Genomic DNA, 19767 nt, shown 5'->3' with positions numbered 1-19767 from the left:
GCAACAGTCCGTAAGAAGGGCGACGCGCAGCGACTTCTGAGCCGCTGAGTTCGGGCGCTCCGGCCCGCCAAGGGGCCATTGTGACGCCGGGACTAAGTACCGCTACGGCATGTGACAGGAGCCGTCGTAAAACGCGCCACCCCGGGGCTGGCTGGGCAAGGGAGGCGCCCAACGTTGATTGTTACGCGGCAGCGTCGAGGCACAGCGTCAGCTTGAGCGCGGACGAACACTTGAGGCCCCGTTCGCGCCTAGGTGCGGGCGATCCGGGAGGAGAAGGCGTCGACGGCGGACGGAACCGCACGGTAAACGTCCAGTGAGGTGCCGCGCAGCGTCAGCCGTCGCGGTGCTGCGACACGGACGCCGTCGGGCGGTGCGTTCCCCACCAACCGGTCCACGAGCATGGCGACGGCCCGTTCGGGAATCGATTCCGAACCCGCGGCGGATGACGCCTGCTGGGCAGCGCCGGGAACCAGAACATCAAAACCGGCCGGCTGCATTGCCGTCGAAATGACGACTTGCGCGACTCCTCGCCTGGCCAACTCCGTGACGGTGCCGTCCTCACGGGCGTCCCGCGGCAGGCCCGCCACAATGATCCCGTCCGCGCAGCCCGCGAGCATGAACTGCCGCCACGCCTCGCCGAGCATGATGACCGACTGGTAACCGTGCTTCGGGAGGATGGCCGAGGCAGCCGTGGCCAGCGCACGGTCCGGAGGCCATTCCAGGTCACCGACGGCAATGGCGATCACGTCGGTCCGGCCCAGCCGCATCCCGCGGGCCGCTTTGTTGGCCACGTAGCCCAGGCCGGCTGCGGCGGCGAGTACACGGTCCTGGGTTGGTTGGCTGATCCTGGTGGTGCCGCCGTGTCTTCCGGACAGCACGTAGGACACAGTGGTCAGGGAAACCCCGGCCTTGTTGGCAACGTCGCGGATAGTGGGGTTCGATCCAAGCTTCATTTTGCGGCCGTCATTTGTGCGGGTGGTCGGTAATGGGTGCGAGCTGTTCCGGATCCCACTCCGGCTCGATGGCCATGTCCACACCGGTTCCCGTCGTGGACCTCGGGCCCACTGTAACGGTGGACGCCGCCGCGTGGGCCGGCCGTGCGATGCCGGTACGGACACTTTGGACGATTTCATCGCCCAGGAGCGGTCCCGTGTAGCTGATGCTGAGCTGTCCGTCCTTAATGGCGGTGTCATAGTTCCCCAGCGCGTCGGAGACGATTCCCTCCCTGTCCACGGCCGCCGACAATGCCGTGGGGTTGGCGGAGCCCACGCTGAACCGGAGGTCGTGGACCAGGGCCGGGAGGACGAAGAAGTTGTTGACGCCAAGTTTCCCGGTGCCCTCTTGGGTGGCGCGGTTCACGATCGCGCGGCCGTCGTCGAGCGTGGCTGTGGCGGGGAGTGCCACGATGACTTCGGGCACCACCTGCTGGAGCACCGCGGGCTCGAGCACGTCCGGGGAGATGTTGGAAAGCTTGGTGTTCCCCGCGGCCGCTTCCAGCTTCTTGCGGATGCCCGCGACGTCGGCGTCCAGCTCTGAGTGGACGGCGATCACCACGCGGCGGCGCACCATCAGCCCGTCATTGCTGACCACCGGCCGGCCGTTGCCCAGGTCCTGCCCCTCCTCCGCCTGGGCCAGCACCTGGTCTGCTGCGGCGGCCGCAGACGAAGAGGCGGCTGGGGCCGGGGTGGCTGAGGGGCTGGACTGGACCCCGCCGGTGCAACCGCTGAGCGAGAGGGACAGCAGCACTGCCGGGGCGATGAGGAGAATTCGGTTCATGTCACGTTCCTGCCGGGTAGGCGGCCTTGTACTTTGATGCGTAGGACCCTTCGGGCTTCGTTTCCCAGACGGGCTTGTCGGCGTTGATGGGGTCGTTGTTCCTGAGGTCTCCGACCGCGAACTGGACCATCATGTCGTGGTCCTCGTGGACCAGGTTGTGGCAGTGGACCATGTAGCGGCCGCCCAGGTGTTTGCCGGTGTCGAACTGCATCAGCACGGTGACCGATTCGTTCTCGCCCGCATAGAACACGTCCTTGGGACCGCCTTCCCAGGCGAACGGCTTGCCGCCGTTCGTGTTCCGGCCGATGATCTTTCCGTCGATCAGGTGGATGTGGACCGGGTGGAACCAGCCGCCTGATTCGTTGACGATGGTCCACTGCTCCACCTGCATGCGCTGTGGGTTCGCGAAACAGCGGGTGAAGTTGGACTTCTCCACGGTGTCCCACGTTTCGCCGTTGATGGTCCACTCTCCGCCCTTGCGCTGAACCCGCAGGATTCTCTTGGCCACGGCCATGTCGGGGGTCAGTGCCATGGTTTCGATCCCGCCCGCGGCCTTTGTGGGGTGTGCGCCGATGTCCAGCGTCGAGGGGATGGCGCTGATGCTCCTGGATCCTGCCGGGGAAGGGGAGTTGGCCACGACCTGGAACTTCATCACCTTGCCGGTGTTGGCGAAGTTCACGTTGTTCTTGTTGCTCAGGTTCCGCAGCTCCACGGTCTGCCCGGGCTTGTACTTCCGGAAGTCGATGAGCACCTCGTACCGCTCGGCAGTGCCCTGCCGCCACGACGGAACCGCCTGGACCTTCGGCGTCATCCCGGCGTCGGTGCCCACCACGTAGAACGGATCACCGGTGGACAGGGCGAACCGGTAGGACCGGGTGATCGAGCCTACCAGGAAGCGGAAGCGATAGATCCTGGGCTTGACCTTCATGGTGGGCCACGGCACGCCGTTGACCGTGATGATGTCGCCCCACAGCCCGGCATGGCCGTTGTCGTTGTAGCCGAGGGAACCGTCCGCGTTCAGCATCACGTCAGAGACCAGGATCGGCACGTCGAACTCGCCCTGCGGCAGCTGCGCCTGCTCATATTTGTCCGACAGGGCGTAGATGGCCGCGATGCCGGAGTACACACCCTGCGCGGTGAGCATGTGGTTGTGATCGTGGTACCAGAGCGTCCGGGCAGCCTGCCAGTTCGGGTAGTGGTAGTTCTTCACCTTGCCCGGAGCCGTGCGGTCATTGGCATACCCGTCATACTGCGGCAGCGAGGCCGAGCCATGGAGGTGGGTGACGGTGTTGAACGGCTCCGTGTACAGCAGGCCTTGCGCCGGCAGGCGGTTGCTGATCCGCACCTCGGTCCGGGTGCCCTGAGGAACGCGGATCGTCGGGCCTGGAAACGTCCCGTTATAGCCGGCAATCGTGGTGGAGAGTCCCGGGGCTATCTGGGCCTTGCCCAGCTTTTGCGACAGGGAATACTTCGCGAAGAGCTGGCCGCTGGGGTCCCTGCCGGTCGAGTAGGGGAGCAACTCGGGAGGCCGGCGGAACGTTGCAGTGTACGGAACCGGCGTGTTGCTCGCCGAGAGCCTGCTGGGAGTGGTGATCGGCGTCGATCCCGCATCGTCCGCGCCGCCCTTTGCCGGCACACCGGCCAGGGCGGCGCCGCCGTTGGTCCCGGTGAGGGCAACAGCGCCGCCAAGCATGCTCAGTTTCAGCACGTCTCTCCGTGTTGCCATGACTTCCTCCAAGAATTGTGCGGTGTTCGAAGGAACACCGGCCGCGAGTTTCCTGCACAACTGCCTGTGGTGTGGAACACAGCCATCGTGCGCCAACGGACTTCTGAAAACCTTGGGGGAGGAATTCGGTGTGCAGGCGTGCCCACCCGAATTGGTGGTTTAGATTGGGGACATCCGCTGGCGCGGACAAAGCCGTGCGGCAATGCCGCGCATTTATTTGGGGGATTAATTGACGCTTTTTCCATCGCACCGGGCTCCGTCACGCCGCGCTCCGTCGCACCGGGCGCGGCGGCTGGCCACTTTCATCGCTGCCGCCGTGGTCACCATCCTGGCGGCGGCCAACGTTCCCGCCGCCCAGTCCGCTACGGTCCCCGCGGCCCAGGTATACGCAGCCCAGGTTTACAACGCCTGCTCCCGGCTCACCGCAGGGCAGGTGCAGTTCAACACGTACGGCGCCCCGCGTGTCACGTTTGCCACCGCCACGGACCGGAACCGCACCCAGGTGGCGATTACCAGCTGCGTGAAAACAGCATCCGGGTACAGCACTGAATGGCAAACCACAGGATTCGCAGGCATCAACGGCTTTTCCGCACCTGGAAAGGCGTGGGAAGACACCAACCGCTCACCCACAGGGTCCTTTACCGTCACCGAGGCCCTGGGACGGCGGAATCCGGGCACGGCTTTGAGGTACCGCACCATCAAACCGTCCTCGCGCTGGGGCGGCGAGCGCGGGAGTACTTACAACCAGTATTTTGAAGGCGCCGGCGGGCCGGCCGACGAAAACCTGTGGACCTTCATGAACCAGGGCTACTACGAGCAGGCCGCGGTGATTAATTACAACCGCCTTCCCGATGCCTCCACCATCCAGGGAGCCTCGTACGCCATCTTCTTCCACGCCGGCAACGTTCCGTCGGCTGGCTGTATCTCCACCACCCTCTCCACCGTGACCCGTCTCCTCCGGACCAGCCGGCCCGGGGACCGAATCGTCATGGGCGCGGTGGGCGACGTTTTCCGTTCCGCGTCAAGGACAGGGCCCTCGGACACTGCCGGCAAGTCGCTTGCCTCTATCCACAGCAGCTCCGATGTTCTGGCCGTGGCATCGGATGGAACCTTGTGGAACTACCCCGCCCTGGGCAATGGCGGCCTCGGCCAGCGCGCGGCCATCGGCAAAGGGTGGGGATCCGCGCGCTCCGTCTCAAAGATTGACTGGAACCGTGACGGCACCCTGGACCTGCTGGCGCAGTGGCCCAACGGAACGCTGACCGTTTACCCCGGCCGGCCGGCTGGCGGTTTCGGCGCCGCGTTTACCGCCGGGGCCGGCGGGTGGCAGCAGCTGACCATCACGGCCGGGACCTGGGACACCTCACGAAGGTATCCGGGTGTTCTGGCGCGCGACGTCGCGGGCAAGCTGTGGCTATACGACAACCCCGCAGGCCGCGGGCTTGGCACCCGGCGCCTGGTAGGCAGCGGATGGGGCAACGTTTCCAACTTCACCATCGCGGACTGGGACAACAACGGCCGCCCGGATCTGCTGGCCTCCGGCCGGGACGGGATTCTCCGCCTCTACCGCCAGGACGGGAGGGGCAACTTCCTGAGCGAAGCCCGCCCGCAAATCGGCACCGGCTGGAGCGCCCGCAGCATCACCGCCAATTACAGTTTTCAGGGAGCCGGCACCCGCGGCCTGACCGTTTTGTTCCACGACGGCGCGCTGCGCTACTACCCGCTGGGCCAGGGCCGGTGGGGAGCACCGGGCACCATCGGGACAGGCTGGGGCGGCATCCGCACGCTCGTCCGCTGATGCGTGCGGCTACCCGATCATTGCCAGCACCGCTCCCGCGGTGACCACCCCGCCCGCTTCGGCACGGATGCCGGTCACCGTTCCGTCGCGGTGCGCCGCGATCCGGGTTTCCATCTTCATCGCTTCAAGAACGACGACGGCGTCCCCCGCCGAAACTTCGTCGCCCGGCTCTACGAGCCACTTCACCACGGTCCCGGCCATGTCGGCGCGCAGCTCCCCAGGGTCGGCGGCATCCGTGCCCGAACGGTCAGCACCGCCGCCGGACCCCGAACCAATCGAAACCCCGGCCGGAAGCGCCCCACCGGACAGTGCCCCACCGGACAGTGTCCGGGCAGAAAGTGCCCAGCCGTCCAACAAATCCGCCGGCAGGCCCACCGCCATGCGGCGGCCGTCCACCTCCACGGTGATGGTGCGGCGTTCGCCGTCGGGCGCTGTGGTGCTGTAGCCCGGATCGGCCGGGATCCGGTCCGCGAAGTCGGTCTCTATCCAGCGGGTATGAATGCCCAGGCCGGTTTCGGAGGTGAAGTCCGGGGACTCGAGGACCGCCCGGTGGAACGGCAGCACGGTGGACACGCCGGTGATGCGGATTTCCGCGAGAGCGCGGCGGGCCCGGCGCAGCGCCTGCTGGCGGTCCGCGCCCGTGACGATCAGCTTGGCCAGCAGGGAGTCGAACTGCGGCGCGACGAACGAGCCGGAGCGGACGCCGGTGTCCAGGCGGATGCCCGGACCGGTGGGACCGGAGAACTCGGCAATGGTTCCGGGTGACGGCAGGAAGCCGCGGCCCACATCCTCGGCGTTGAGCCGGAACTCAAAGGAATGGCCGCGCGGTGCCGGGTCCTCGGAGTAACGCAGGCGTTCTCCCGCCGCGATCCGGAACTGCTCCTGGACCAGGTCGATCCCGGTAGTTTCCTCGGTGATCGGATGCTCCACCTGCAGGCGGGTGTTGACTTCGAGGAACGCCACGGTGCCGTCCGTGGCCACGAGGAATTCCACTGTCCCGGCGCCGGAATAGCCGGCTTCCCGGCAGACTGCCTTGGCGGCGTCGTAAATCTGCTTCCGCTGGTCACCGCTGAGGAACGGCGCAGGGGCCTCCTCTACCAGCTTCTGGTGCCGCCGCTGGAGGGAGCAGTCGCGGGTTCCTACGACGACCACGTTGCCGTGGGTATCCGCCAGGACCTGCGCCTCGACGTGGCGGGGACGGTCCAGGTAGCGCTCCACGAAGCATTCACCCCGACCGAACGCGGCGACGGCTTCCCGGACCGCAGAGTCGAAGGCTTCCTCCACTTCGTCCAGGGCGCGGACCACCTTCATGCCGCGCCCTCCGCCGCCGAAGGCTGCCTTGATGGCGATCGGCAGGCCGTGTTCTTCGGCAAAGGCGCGCGCTTCCGCGGCCGAGTCCACCGGACCGTCGCTGCCGGCCACGAGCGGCGCACCGGCGCGGACGGCCGTCTCCCGGGCGGTGATCTTGTTGCCAAGCAGCAAGATGGCCTCCGGCGTCGGGCCGATCCACGTCAGTCCGGCATCCAGGACTGCCTGGGCGAAGTCGGCGTTCTCAGAGAGGAAGCCGTAGCCGGGATGGATGGCGTCCGCGCCGGACTGGGCGGCAGCGGCGAGCAGCTTGGGGATGTTCAGGTAAGTGTCCGCGGGCGAGTTCCCGCCCAAGGCGTACGCCTCGTCCGCGGCGGCGACGTGCACTGCGTCAGCGTCGACGTCCGCGTAGACGGCGACGGAGCCCAGTTGGGCGTCGTCGCAGGCCCGGGCAATCCGGACGGCGATTTCTCCGCGGTTGGCGATCAGGACCTTGCGCATCAGTTACTCGCTTTTCGTTCGGAAGTGGTTTCTGGGGCCGCTGCGGCGGCTGGGATCTCGGCGGAAGGGGAAACGCGGGCTGGAACGTCTTTAGCAGGAGCCCAGCGGAAGCGGATCTTGCCGCCAATCGGGATCTGGGCTGCGATGTCGAGCTGGTGATCCACCACGACGGCGATCACCGGGTAGCCGCCGGTGATTGGATGGTCGGCGAGGAAGAGTACGGGCAGGCCCTCCGGCGGGACCTGAAGGGCTCCGGCAACGGTGCCCTCACTGGGGAGTTCGCCTGCGCGGCTGCGCTGCAGCGGCGTGCCGTTCAGGCGCATGCCCACCCGGTTGGACTGCGGCTTCACCTCCCACTCCTGGCCGGCAAAAGACGCCAGCGCCTCCTGATCGAACCAGTCGGCGCGCGGTCCGGGGACGACGTCGAGCACGGTCACCCCGGTGCCCGGGAACTCCGGCTGCAGCTCGGGGGTCCCGACGACGCCGGATTCGGTCTCGCCACCGGCGGCAAGGACCTGGCCGGCGGCAAGCGGCGCCGGGCCGATGCCGGACATGGTGTCGGTGGAACGGCTGCCCAGCACGGGCGCTACGTCCACTCCTCCGCGGACGGCGAGGTAGCTGCGGAAACCACTCTCCGGCGCGCCGATGGTCAGGGTCTCGCCGTCGAGCAAGGCGAAGGGGGTGGCTACCGGAACCGAGCGCCGGACGGTCCCGGAATCCTCGTCTGAAGCAGAGTCGTCCGAAGCAGAGTCAACGGTCAGTTCCGACGGCGCGCCGGCGACGGCGAGGACCTGGTCCCCGACGGCCGTCACCGTGAGTCCGCCGGCGACAGTCTCAACGGCAGCGGCCGACGGCGCGTTCCCCACGAGGCGGTTGGCCCGCCGCAGCGAGGCCCGGTCCAGCGCTCCGGCGGCGGAAACCCCCAGTGCGGAGTGGCCGTAGCGGCCGAGATCCTGGATCAGGCTGTAAAGTCCCGGAGAAACGATCTGCAGGCCGGATGGAACGTCCTGCGGCTCCGCCGCGGCAACGGTAACGGCTTCATCAGCCAGTGTTACTGCGTCCCGGACGGCACGGAACTGCACCCGGTGGCCGGGGCTCGCCAGCGCGGGCTGTTCACGGTCCAGGTCCCACATTTTCGCGCCGGTGCGGCCGATGAGCTGCCAGCCGCCCGGGGACCGGCGCGGGTACACGGCGGAGTAGTTGCCGGCCAGGGCCACCGAGCCGGCGGGAACGGCGGTGCGCGGTGAGCTGCGGCGGGGCACTTCGAGGACCTGGTTCTCCCCCACCATGTAGCCGAAGCCAGGGGCGAAGCCGGCGAAGGCCACAGTCCAGATCTGCCCGGTGTGAGCGGCTATCACGCCGTCCGCTCCGAGGCCGGTCAGCTCCCCCACTTCGGTGAGGTCTTCGCCGTCGTACACAGTGTCAATGACCACCAGGTCGCCGTCCCGCTGGGGCGGCGCGGTGAGGTCGAGTTGCAGCAGCAGCGCGGCGATGCGTCGTGCAGCTGCCGGCGAATCCGCCGTCAGCAGGACCGTCTCGGCCGCGGCCAGAACGTCCTGCTGGCCCGGCAGCGGGTTCTCCAGAAGCAGTGCCTGCAGGGCGAGGACGTCCCGGGTGCCGGAGAGTTCGGCGAGCACCGCCCGGGTCCCCACCGCACGCACGGACCTGACCTTCTGAACGGCCGCCTTTTGTGCTGCCACTGTTTCCATAGCCGCTTCCATCGTTGCCGGTGCCGTGAATGGGATCTGAGCCACTTAGGCGCGCGATTCCTGCAGCAGCCGTTCTTCCTCGGCCGTCTGCGGGTTCCGGCCGAGCGCCAGGCCGATGACGGTGACCACGGACGCCACCAGCAGGTACACCGCGATCAGTAGCCAGTCGCCGGACGCTGCGTAGAGGGCGGTGAAGATCAACGGTGCCACGGCGCCGCCGATCACTCCGGCCAGCGTGTAGGCCAGCGAGCTGCCGGCGTAGCGCAGCCGGGCCGGGAACTGCTCGGTGATGTACGCCGCCTGCGGGCCGTACATGAACGCGTGGAAGGCCAGGCCGATCACGACGCCGAAGGTGAGCATCAGGACGGACCTGCCCTGGATCATCAGGAAGAACAGCGGGGTGTAAGCAGCGGTTCCGACTGCGGCAATTCCGTAGACGAGGCGGCGGTTGAAGCGGTCCGTGAGGGCCCCGGCTGCGGGAATAAGTACCAGCTGGAAGGCGGAACCGATCAGGATGGCGCCGAGGACATTGCCGGTGGTCATGCCCAGTTCCTTGGTGGCGTAGACCGCCACGAAGACGGTGAAGAGGGCGTAGAGAACATCGGGGCAGACCCGGGACAGGGCGGCCGCGACCAGGGCACGCGGTTCCTTGGTGAAGACCTCCTTGATGGGGGCCTTGGGCTGTTCACCGTGGGCAAGGATGGCCTTGAAGACCGGGGTTTCCTCGAGCTTGAGCCTGATGAGCAGGCCGAAGACCACGAGGAGTGCGGAGGCCAGGAAGGCGACGCGCCAGCCCCAGGAAAGGAAGGCCTCGTTGCTGAGGGTCGCTGCCAGCACGGCCAGGACTCCGTTGGCCATCAGGTTGCCGGCCGGCGGGCCGATCTGCGCGGCCGAAGACCAGAAGCCGCGCTTGTGGGCATCGCCGAACTCGCTGGAGAGCAGGACGGCTCCGCCCCATTCGCCGCCGACGCCGATGCCCTGGGCCAGTCGCAGCAGCACCAGGATGACAGGGGCGGCGACGCCGATGACCGAGTAGTCAGGCAGCGCACCGATCAGCACCGTGGCTGCGCCGATCAGCATGAGGGTAACTACCAGGACTTGCTTGCGGCCGATCTTGTCGCCGAGCCTGCCGAAGATCACACCGCCGATGGGGCGGGCGAGGTAGCCGACGGCGAACGCCGAGAAGGAAAGGAGCAGCCCGACGAACTCGTCATTGCCGGGGAAGAAGATCTTGGGGAAGACGAGGGCGGAAGCCACCGAATAGATGGCGAAGTCGTAGTACTCAAGGGACGTGCCGGTGAGGCTGGCGACGTAGGCCTTGAGTGCTCCGGGCGGCATCCTCTTGGTTTGCGGCTTCTTTGCCGGGGACGGCGTTCCGGGTGTGGACCCGGCCGGTGATGGGTTTGAGGCGGTCATTAGATACTCCGGGGTTGGGGTGTTGGAGTGCTTGGAAGGGTTATTCGGCCATGCTGCGGCAGGCAGGCCGGGCGGTCAGGCAAAGGCGGCGACGGTGACGCCTGCTGCGGTCAGGGCTGACTTCACGGCTGTGGCCATGGCAACGGCTCCGGGGGAATCGCCGTGCACACAGATGCTTTCTGCGCGGATTTTCAGGACGGAACCGTCCACGGTGCGGACGGCGGAATCAGTGGCCATCTGTAGGACATGTTCCGCCACTTCTGCGGGATCATCAAGGACAGATCCTGGCAGGGAGCGGGACACGAGCGTGCCGTCCGGGTTGTATGCCCGGTCGGCGAAGGCTTCCGGGACGGCACGCAGGCCGGTGGCTTCCGCCAGGCGGAGCACCTCCGAGCCGGGAAGCCCCAGAATGGGCAGCTGGGCGTCCACCGATTTCACAGCGTCGACCACGGCCTGTGCCTGCGCCGTGTGGTGGACGATCGCGTTGTAGAGCCCGCCGTGCGGTTTAACGTACTGGACGCGCGTGCCCTCCGCCGCGGCCAGCGCCTGCAGCGCGCCGATCTGGTAGACGACGTCGTCCGCGAGCTCGTTGGGCGCTATGTCCAGAAAGCGGCGGCCAAAACCGGCAAGATCGCGGTAGCCCACATGTGCGCCGATGACGACGCCGGCGGCGGCCGCCTGCCGGCAGGTCTTCCGAATAACGCTGGGATCACCGGCGTGGAAGCCGCAGGCCACGTTGGCGCTCGTGACGGAGCGGAACATCGCCTGGTCATCGCCCAGGGTCCACCGCCCGAATGATTCTCCGACGTCGCTGTTCAGGTCGATCTTCGTCATTGTGATCCTCGTCTCATAGAAGCCTGAGTTCTAGGATGCACCACTTTGAGGAATTGTTCAACAATCCAACGATTAAACGATGTGGCAATCGTGTAAATTCAAGGCATGACGAGCCCAGCCCGCAACGCCCGGAGTGCCTCCGCCCCAGCCGCTGCAGGCAACGGCGCATCGCTTGCCGGGGCACGCCTTCGGGTAGCCGTGCCCTCGGTGGCGGAGCGGGTTGCCCAGGAGCTGCGGCACCAACTTGCCGAAGGGCTGCTGCTGCCTGGCGCCAGGCTCACGGAAGCCGCGCTGGCCGAGGATCTAGGCGTTTCACGCAACACTGTCCGTGAGGCCTTCGCCGAGCTGGCCAGCGAGCGGCTCCTGGTCCGGCATCCCAACCGCGGTGTGTTCGTGGCGAGTCTTGGCGCCGGTGACATCCACGACGTCTACACCGTCCGCCGCGCCATCGAGGTAAGCACCATCCGGAACGGGGGCACCACGGAGCAGATTGCGGCCGTGCGCGCCGCTGTGGAAGAGGGCAAGAAAGCCGCGGCCGCGAATGACAATGAGGGGCTCGGCAGCGCCAACCAGCATTTCCACCGCGCCATTGTGGCCATGGCCGGAAGCCGGCGCCTGGACACAATCATGTCCCAGGTGCTCGCCGAGATGCGCCTGTTCTTCCACAAGGCCACGGTGGACGCCGAGTTCTACAGCGGATACCTGAAGGACAACGAGCAGATCTGCGCCGCGTTGGAAGCCGGGGACGGTGAGCGCGCGTCAGAGCTGATGCTGGCGTACCTTGACCGGTCCGAGGCCCAGCAGGTCGCCATTCACGGCGTCTGAGAGCGCTGAGAGCGCAGGTGCTTGGCTAGCGCTTGCCCTTTTTCCGCGAGCCGCGGCCGCGGCCCTTGTCCGGGTTGGGGGCGTAGCGCTGGGCCACCTTGGGCTTCTTGGCGCCGGTGCCGCGGCGGTCCGGCTTGGGTTCCTTCTTCGGCTTCTCCTGCTGGGCGGACGGCTGCCGGGAGCTCTGGGCTGTGCGCCCGCGGACAATGCCGATGAACTCCTCAATCACCTCGTCCGTGGCATCGCTGGGCCACGCCAAGGCAATTTCGGTGCCGGGCGCCCCTGTGAGCCGGCGGGCCACGGTGTCCTTGACGTTGAAGTGCCTGGCCACGGACATGGGCAGGATGAGCAGGCCCGCCCCCGACGCCACCACCTGCAGGGCAGCTTCCGGCCCGCCGAGCCCGTCGGCGTCGAGGAAGGTCTCCTCCGCGAGGTCCTCCAGTGCCACTTCCTCGAACACCGAGATCTCATGGCCCTTGGGTGCCACCACCACCGGCTGTTCTTCATACAGCGGAATGACATTCAGGCCCTCGCGGTCCACGGGCAGCCGCACAAAACTGAGGTCGGCAGAACCGTCGCGCAGCACGGAAAGCTGCGTGCCGCCGTCGGACATGAAGCCGCGCAACGGAACATGCGGCATCCGCTCTTCCCAGCGGCGGATCCACTTTCCCGGCGTGACGCCGGCGACGTACGCGAAGCGAAGCTCCCGCTGGCCGGGTTCTGGCGGGGCGGGGGCTAATGTGGATTCATCTTCAGCGGGCACACGTTCACAGTACCGCCCGCGCTCAGTACCGCCAGTGCAGTACCGCCGGAGCTCAGTACCGCCAGTGCCCCGCGCGGTGCCCGCTCTCGGTTCACCGTTGGTCCCCTTCCGGTACGCAGCCAGATACCCTTGAAGCATGACCTCTGCTAACTCCCAGTCCATGAAGCCGGCCACCGTTGCCAAGAAGCTTGGCATCTACCTGCCCGCAACACCCCAGGAGTTCCAGGATTCAACCATCACGCGCGCCGATTTCGCAGAACTCCAGGCGAACCCGCCGGAGTGGCTGGCCGAGCTGCGCCGCAACGGCCCGCACCCCCGCCCGGTGGTGGCGCAGAAGCTGAATGTCTCGATCAGCGGACTGGCCCGCGGCGGCGTCGAAGAGGCCCTGACGACGGCGGAAATCACCGCGCTGCTGCAGGCTCCCCCCGCGTGGCTGGTCGCCGAGCGCTCCACCCACGCCGCGGTGCGCGCCGAGGCTCAGCGCGTCAAAGACGAGGCTTCCAAGAAAGACGCCAAGAAGGCGCGCCAGGCCTAGCTGGAGCTTCCGGCAGCACGAAAGCTGCCGTAACCCTTGCGATAACCCGGACTCCTGATCCCCCATCCCGAGGGGACGCGAGCGCGGCTGGGGGGCCTTGCCCCCCAGCCGGCCTGCCGCCCACAGAAGCCAGACGGGGCGCGGCCAAACCATCTGCCGCCGCGACGAACGGCCCCGCTCATCCGGTCCGCTCCCCCACCATTTGGGGGCCCAAGGGGGCCGCAGAAATGGCGGGGGGAGACGCTCGAAATGCCCGCGAAGAACAGCGTTTCCCCAAGGCGGCCTATTGATTCTGTGATTGTGCGTGAAGGTATCGCGCACCTCGGATCGATGAGGTCATCATGAAATCAGCACAACACGAGCCGGAAGCGCGCACTTCACGCCTTCCCGGTACCCGCAGGGCCGGAATCATTGCAACCGTTTCGGCCGTGGTCTGCGCAACGTCCATGTTCACCATCCCGGCCGCCAGCGCGGCCGTGCCGACCTTCCCCGACAACCTCCTGGTCTTTCCCAACCGCGACTTCGTTACTGTCGAGGGTTACCAGAGCCACAAGGGCGAGACAGCAACCGTGGAGGTCACCCGCGCAGGAGTCGGCGTCATTGGTTCGGCGAAGGGCGTGGTCTCTGGCGGAGACGTTGCCTTTGAAGTCAACCACCCCGGCGGGTACTGCTGGGGGGCCGGTACGGGGCTGAACGTTACCCCCGATATCCAGCCGGGCGATACCGTCTCCCTCAAGTTCGGCGCCACGGCCGCCGGCGACACTCGCGTCCTGGACACCTATGTCACCGCCGACTCGATCCTCAGCGGCAGCACTGTTACGGTCAAAGGACACGTAGGCACCGGCGTCAACCGGGCTCAAATGGAACAGCGCATCATTGAGCCGGCCCTGACCGCCACCACGATCGCCCGCCGCGATATTCGCGCCGTCCCCGGCCTCCTCACCGCGGCCCCCAAGGGCGGCTACTCCTCCAGCCTTGAATTCGATGTCGACGGTCCCAACACCTTCACCGCAACCTACGTTTTCGATGACCCCGCCAACGCCGAGATCGCCGCGAACGCCGGACTCGGTGAGCGCGCCATGGCTTGGGAACTGGAGGACGCCGCGGCCAACCGACAGGGCGTGACCATCGCCGAGTTCGGCGAACCCGGCGGCCCGGGCATGGGCGGGTGCCCCAACGGTCCCCTCCAGTCCGGCCCTCCAGGGCCAACCAGCGTCTCTGCCGCGAAAGTGTCCGGCGGACTCAAACTGACCTGGACCCCCGCTGTAGCTATCCCGGGCACACCGGCCATCACTGGCTACCGGGCAACCGCGGTCGCCCAGACCGTGACCGCCAACGAACAAGTAGAAATTGGCAAGCGCATCACCGGCCAGGCAGCCTCCGGCACCACCATCACCGGACTGGCTGCCGGAGAGAACTACGACGTCTACGTCGTGGCCGAAAGCAGCACCGGAGACACCTTCCCCGGGGTCCACGCCATCCCGCAAACTGACACCACCGCCCCGACAGTGACGGCCACGCCCAGCGGAGGCACTTTCTCCACGGCCCAGAACGTCACCCTGACCGCCAGCGAGGCCGGAAGCAGCATCTTCTTCACCACCAACGGAACAGAACCCGTCCTCCCCGGCGGCGTCACTTCCGATGCCGCAACCCTTTACACCGGCCCGGTTAACATCGCCCAGACCGGCACACTCAAGTTCGCCGCCATCGACCCCTCGGGCAACGTGTCCCAGGCCGGCACACTGAACTTCTCCATCACCAACGACCCCGTACCGGCCGCCCCGGCCTTCTCAGGAGCACCCGTCGTGGGCCAGGGTACGGCAAGCCTGACCTGGACCGCACCGGACGCGGGCGCGCCCGGCCTGACCATCACCGGGTACACGATCCAGGCCTACACAGCTGACGGCACCGCGTTCGGCGCCCCCAAGACGGCTCCCGGCACGGCCACGTCCCTGGTCTATGACGGACTCGCCGGCGACACCGCCTACCAGTTCACCATCAGGGCCAGCAACATCAACGGCACCAGTCCCGAATCGGCCAAGACCGCGTCCGCGACCGCCCAAGGCGCCGTCGTGGCCATCGCCGGCCCGGACCAGAGCGTCGCCCGCCGCACCACAGCCACCACCGTGGCACTGGACGGCACCGGATCCACCACAACGGGCGCCAAGTACGAATGGGAACAGGTACTTTCCGGGGCAACTGATCCGAACCAGGTGACGATTACCGGCGGCACCACGCTGAAGCCGACGTTCAGTCTGCCGGTCTTCAAATCACCGATGACGAACAGTCCGCTCACTTTCAGGCTGACGGTCACGGTTGGCACCACGGTCCGGACAGACGAGGTCACCGTGACACCGGTAGCGGACACGGTAACGATCGGTATCGCACAGTGGAGGGCAGGCGATCTCAGGATCAGCGGCACCAGCAGTGTGGTCGGCGGCGTCATTACCATCCACTCCGGAAGCCCAACCGGCCCCGTGCTGGGCCAGGTAGCCGTCACTGCGGCGGCCGCACCGGCGACCGGTGGCGACTACAACCTCCGGCTACGCAACGCCGCAGCCGGAGCCAGCAACCCCGGCAGAGTCTGGATTGAGTCCACCGTAGGTGGAACGGCCGGGCCAGCCACCGTCGTGAACCGCTAGGCCACGTCGGACATCACCAACAATCGCGGAGAGGCTGCAGAGTTTCAGGCAGCTCCGCCACCCAGTCCGGTGGCTGCCGGCAATGCGCCGGTAGCCACCGGACTTTTGTGCGCTCCGTAAGTTGTACTTCAGGCGCCGGCTCTCCCCGGGAATACTTGGCAGGGCAGTAGAGTTGATGCCTGCGAATGGGCGCCAATCCGGCCCCCATGCGAAGGAGTGAAACCACCATGGCAACCGACTACGACGCACCGCGCGTCAATCAAGAGGATCAGCCGGGGACCGAATCGATCGAAGCGATGCAGTCCCAGCGCGGCGGATCCCAGACAGCCCTGCTGGACGTCGAGGAAGCCGACACCGCAGAAGGCATCGACCTTCCCGGGGCCGACCTCTCCCACGAAGAGCTGCTCATCCAGGTCATCCCGGTGCAGGAGGACGAGTTCACGTGCATGTCCTGCTTCCTGGTCCATCACCGCAGCCAGCTCGCGCGGGAAAAAGACGGAAAAAAGTACTGCTCGGAGTGCGAAGGGTAGGACGCCCGTTGTTCACCCGGTCCTGATCGTTGGGCCCGGAACCCTCAGGAAATCTGCAGCCCTCCGTTGATGTCATACGTCGCTGCCGTGATGTAGCCGGCGTCCTCGCCCATCAGGAACACCAAGAGCGCGGCGATGTCCCGCACGGTGCCAACCCGGCCCATCAGAATGTCGGCGGACATGGCGGCCTTGCGTTCATCCGTCAGCGTTCCGCCCATGATGTCCGTGTCCACCGGCCCCGGAGCGACGCAGTTGACGGTGATGCCGTGCTGGCCCATTTCCCGGGCCAGGGCTCGGGTGAAGCCGATGATGGCCGCCTTCGAGGCGCTGTACGCCACCTTGGAGTAGGTGCCTCCACCACGCTGGGCCGAAATGGAGGAGACGCTGACAACTCTGCCGAGCTTGCGCTCGATCATGCCCCTGAGCACACGCTGGGTAACCAGGAACGTGCCGGTCATGTTGATCTTGAACACGCGCTCCCACGCCTCGAGCGTCTCATCCATGAATTCCGTGGGCGAACTGATGCCGGCAAGGTTGGCCAGGCCAACGATCGGCGGCATGCTGGACTCGATCTCGTCGATGGCGGCGTTGACGGCCGCCGGGTCGGAGACGTCCGCGCCCGCCCCCGTGGCCTTGACGCCGTAGACGGCGGTGATTTCCTCTGCCGCCAGCCGCGCCGCGTCGCCGTCGATATCCAGGATCGCCACCGACCACCCCTGGCTGGCAAGCATTTCCGCCGTCGCCCGTCCGATGCCGCGCGGAGACGCGGCGCCGGTCAGCACCGCGGTTCGCTCGGCCGGCAACGTTTCGTGATGCGTCATGTCCCTTAGCCTCTCGTCGCCTGTTGTCAGTACTTGGTGTCGTCGAACTCGTCGGCAGCAACCGCTTCCTCACCGACGGCTGCACGGGTACCGGGCTTCACATGACCTTCCGGCCGCCTGCGTCCGTAGAGATAGGTGGCAACTGCCGTGATGGCCAGGACCGCCGACAGGAACACGAGGCCTGAGCGGTTGTCGCCCGTGGCGTCGTTGAACAGCCCCACCGCGTAGGGAGCCACGAAACCGCCCAGGTTCCCCAGTGAATTCACCATGGCAAGACCGGCGGCGGCCGCGGCTCCCACCAAGGCCGTGGAAGGCATCGCCAGGAACGGGGCAATGGCCGAGTAGATGCCCATGGCCGCCAGGGTCAGCGCCATCAGGGCGAGAATAGCGTTCACCTGCACCAGGAAGCCGGCAGCCAGGAGACCTACGGCAGCGAGGACCATGCTGATGCTGGCGTGCAGCACGCGGTTACCCGTCCGGTCGGAGCGCCTGCCCCAGAAGTACACAAAAACCGCCGCAATCGTGTACGGGATCGCCACGATGAAACCGACCTGGGTGGTGCTGAACTTGCCCAGGGCGGCAACGATGGTGGGCATCCACAGACCGAGGCCGTAGATTCCGCAGACCAGGCCGAAGTACAGCGCGGAGTACGCAATCGTCCGGGGGTCCTTGAGGCCGGCCAGGAAGTGGTGCGGCTGGCCCTTCTGCTTGTGGGCGAGCTCCTCGTCCATGGTCTTGGTCAGCCATTCGCGCTCCTCCGCCGGCAGCCACTTCGCATGGCCCGGGCGGTCCGTCATGAGGATCGGGGTGAGCAGGCCGAGCAGGATGGCCGGAATGCCTTCAATGATGTAGAGCCACTGCCAGCCGTGCAGGCCCGCAATGCCTTCCATCTGGAGGAGCAGGCCCGACACAGGGGCGCCCAGGGCGTTGGAGACCGGCTGCGCCAGGATGAAGATACCCAGGACCGTGACGCGCTGGGCGGCCGGGAACCACAGGGTCAGGTAGAAGAGGATGGCCGGGAAGAATCCGGCCTCGGCCGCGCCCAGCAGGAAGCGGACGACGTAGAACGTGGTTTCCCCGTTCACCAGGGCCATGGCGGTGGCAAAGACGCCCCAGGAGATCAGGATCCGGGCTATCCACTTTCGGGCGCCGAATCTGTACATGCCGCCGTTGCTGGGAATTTCCAGCAACGCATAGCCGAGGAAGAAGATGCCTGCACCGAGCCCGTACGCTGAAGCACTCAGCCCGATGTCCTCGCTCATGGTCAGCTTGGCGAAGCCCACGTTGTTCCGGTCCAGGTAAGCCACGAAATAGAGCAGGACGATGAGCGGCATGATGCGCCCGCGTACCCTGCGCAGTGTTCTGTGGCCCAGTTCGTCGAGATGATTGGCAGGATTCATGGAAGTCATGGTGCACCTCGCAGTGAGAACGGGCCCGCCGGGGTTCCTCAGCGGAACAATTAAGGTTTACCACTCTGCAACGTAATAGTCACCACGCTTAGTTGGTGCCGCGGTGATGGAATGCGACCACGTGGCCAGATGTCTTATGTCCCCGATTTCAGCCACTCCAGCAGCCGCTCCAGCGGCCACGTGGTGATGATCCGGTCCGCCGGCACCCCGTTCAGTTCCGCCCGCTCGGCTCCGTACTGCAGAAAGTCCAGCTGGCCGGGCGCGTGCGCATCGCTGTCGATGCTGAAGAGGCACCCCGCATCGAGGGCCAGCTGCATGAGGTTGTCGGGCGGATCCTGGCGCTCGGGCCGGGCATTGATTTCGACGGCGACGCCGGCTTCCGCGCACGCCGCAAACACGCGTTCGGCGTCGAATTCCGACTCCGGACGGGTGCCGCGCGAGCCCTGCAGCAGGCGCCCGGTACAGTGCCCCAGCACGTTGGTGTGCGGGTCCCCGATGCCGCCGAGCATCCTGTCCGTCATGGTGCTCCGGTCCGCGCGGAGCTTTGAGTGCACGCTGGCCACCACCACATCGAGCCGGTCCAGCATCTCCGGAGACTGGTCCAGCTCGCCGTTTTCGAGGATGTCCACCTCGATTCCAGCCAGCAGCCTGAACCCGCCGGGCCCCGGACCGGCGTGGACCTTGTTAACGGCGGCCACAACCTCGAGCTGTTCGCTGAGCCGCTCGGCACTCAACCCGTTCGCAATCTTCAGGGTCGGCGAGTGGTCCGTCAGGGCAAGGTACTCGCGGCCGAGGGTGCGGGCGGCATCCGCCATGAGGCCAATGGGCGATCCGCCGTCGGACCAGTCGCTGTGGCTGTGCAGGTCTCCCCGCAGCAGAGGTCGCAGCCCCTTGCCGCCGGCGGCGAGAGGTTCCGCGCCGCTCTGCCTCAGCTTTTCCAGGTAATCCGGCACTCCACCGTCGACCGCCTGCCGGATTACCTGGAACGTCGTGTCCCCGATCCCCTTGGTCCGCTTCAGCCGGCCGTCCTGTGCCCGCTCCGTCAGCTCCTCAGGGGCGATGTCGCCAATGATGCCGGCGGCTTTCCGGAAGGCCTGGACCTTAAACGTTGGCGCGGCGCTGCGTTCCAGCCAGAACGCGATCTCATTCAAGGCGTCAACGGCGTCCATTCAGG

Annotated in this window: 16 protein-coding genes; 5 read left to right on the top strand and 11 right to left on the bottom strand. The window is 66.8% G+C overall.

The features are described from left to right. Positions 1–248: 248 nt before the first annotated feature. The 3 genes from AC1D14_RS07520 to AC1D14_RS07510 are packed head-to-tail and all read right to left on the bottom strand — an operon-like array spanning position 249 to position 3502. The gene (locus AC1D14_RS07520) at positions 249–953 is read right to left on the bottom strand and encodes a LacI family DNA-binding transcriptional regulator (protein WP_230118184.1); all 705 of its coding nucleotides are present in this window, start codon (positions 951–953) and stop codon (positions 249–251) included. Positions 954–963: 10 nt separating this feature from the next. Then, positions 964–1776, bottom strand: a complete 813-nt coding sequence (locus AC1D14_RS07515) for a hypothetical protein (protein ID WP_230118185.1) — start codon at positions 1774–1776, stop codon at positions 964–966. 1 nt (position 1777) lies between these two features. Beyond that, positions 1778–3502 carry a multicopper oxidase family protein gene (locus tag AC1D14_RS07510; RefSeq protein ID WP_230118186.1) on the bottom strand — a complete coding sequence of 575 codons (1725 nt, stop codon included), beginning with the start codon at positions 3500–3502 and terminating at the stop codon, positions 1778–1780. A gap of 229 nt (positions 3503–3731) precedes the next feature. On the opposite strand from AC1D14_RS07510, the gene AC1D14_RS07505 reads away from it, so the two are divergent. After that, on the top strand, positions 3732–5300 hold the full coding sequence (locus AC1D14_RS07505; RefSeq protein WP_230118187.1) for an FG-GAP-like repeat-containing protein: 1569 nt from the start codon (positions 3732–3734) through the stop codon (positions 5298–5300). A gap of 9 nt (positions 5301–5309) precedes the next feature. Here the strand turns inward: AC1D14_RS07505 and AC1D14_RS07500 are convergent, their stop codons facing one another. The 4 genes from AC1D14_RS07500 to AC1D14_RS07485 form a co-directional block, all read right to left on the bottom strand. Next, positions 5310–7109, bottom strand: coding sequence for an acetyl/propionyl/methylcrotonyl-CoA carboxylase subunit alpha (locus AC1D14_RS07500; RefSeq protein ID WP_476882070.1), 1800 nt, complete (start codon positions 7107–7109; stop codon positions 5310–5312). Continuing rightward, the gene (locus AC1D14_RS07495; protein ID WP_230118189.1) at positions 7109–8818 is read right to left on the bottom strand and encodes a 5-oxoprolinase subunit B/C family protein; all 1710 of its coding nucleotides are present in this window, start codon (positions 8816–8818) and stop codon (positions 7109–7111) included. The genes AC1D14_RS07500 and AC1D14_RS07495 overlap by 1 nt, the downstream gene beginning before the upstream one ends. Before the next feature lie 45 nt (positions 8819–8863). Further along, entirely contained in the window at positions 8864–10156 is a 1293-nt protein-coding gene (locus AC1D14_RS07490; protein WP_230118242.1) for an MFS transporter, read from the bottom strand. 153 nt (positions 10157–10309) lie between these two features. After that, entirely contained in the window at positions 10310–11068 is a 759-nt protein-coding gene (locus tag AC1D14_RS07485) for a LamB/YcsF family protein (protein WP_476968256.1), read from the bottom strand. Between the two features lie 105 nt (positions 11069–11173). On the opposite strand from AC1D14_RS07485, the gene AC1D14_RS07480 reads away from it, so the two are divergent. Continuing rightward, on the top strand, positions 11174–11893 hold the full coding sequence (locus tag AC1D14_RS07480) for a GntR family transcriptional regulator (RefSeq protein WP_230118191.1): 720 nt from the start codon (positions 11174–11176) through the stop codon (positions 11891–11893). A 25-nt stretch (positions 11894–11918) separates the two neighbouring features. On the opposite strand, the gene AC1D14_RS07475 is transcribed toward AC1D14_RS07480, so the two are convergent. After that, positions 11919–12656, bottom strand: coding sequence for a LysR family substrate-binding domain-containing protein (locus AC1D14_RS07475; RefSeq protein ID WP_476882071.1), 738 nt, complete (start codon positions 12654–12656; stop codon positions 11919–11921). A gap of 136 nt (positions 12657–12792) precedes the next feature. On the opposite strand from AC1D14_RS07475, the gene AC1D14_RS07470 reads away from it, so the two are divergent. The 3 genes from AC1D14_RS07470 (at position 12793) to AC1D14_RS07460 (ending at position 16363) form a co-directional block, all read left to right on the top strand. Then, positions 12793–13191: a DUF5997 family protein gene (locus AC1D14_RS07470; RefSeq protein WP_230118193.1), complete on the top strand. Its 399-nt coding sequence runs from the start codon at positions 12793–12795 to the stop codon at positions 13189–13191. Between the two features lie 341 nt (positions 13192–13532). Further along, a complete protein-coding gene (locus tag AC1D14_RS07465) occupies positions 13533–15833 on the top strand; it encodes a fibronectin type III domain-containing protein (protein ID WP_230118194.1) in 2301 nt (766 codons plus the stop codon). Between the two features lie 227 nt (positions 15834–16060). Beyond that, the gene (locus tag AC1D14_RS07460; protein WP_230118195.1) at positions 16061–16363 is read left to right on the top strand and encodes a DUF4193 domain-containing protein; all 303 of its coding nucleotides are present in this window, start codon (positions 16061–16063) and stop codon (positions 16361–16363) included. Between the two features lie 44 nt (positions 16364–16407). Here the strand turns inward: AC1D14_RS07460 and AC1D14_RS07455 are convergent, their stop codons facing one another. The 3 genes from AC1D14_RS07455 to AC1D14_RS07445 form a co-directional block, all read right to left on the bottom strand. Beyond that, on the bottom strand, positions 16408–17184 hold the full coding sequence (locus AC1D14_RS07455; RefSeq protein ID WP_476968255.1) for an SDR family NAD(P)-dependent oxidoreductase: 777 nt from the start codon (positions 17182–17184) through the stop codon (positions 16408–16410). Positions 17185–17210: 26 nt separating this feature from the next. Next, positions 17211–18593, bottom strand: a complete 1383-nt coding sequence (locus tag AC1D14_RS07450) for an MFS transporter (RefSeq protein ID WP_230118197.1) — start codon at positions 18591–18593, stop codon at positions 17211–17213. Between the two features lie 134 nt (positions 18594–18727). Then, complete coding sequence (locus AC1D14_RS07445) at positions 18728–19762, bottom strand: PHP domain-containing protein (RefSeq protein ID WP_230118198.1); 1035 nt, start codon at positions 19760–19762, stop codon at positions 18728–18730. Positions 19763–19767 lie beyond the last annotated feature (5 nt).

The organism is Arthrobacter sp. P1_B11, assembly GCF_056406715.1.
Note: the sequence above shows the minus strand (reverse complement) of the source record. Positions and strands in the feature narration are given on the sequence as shown.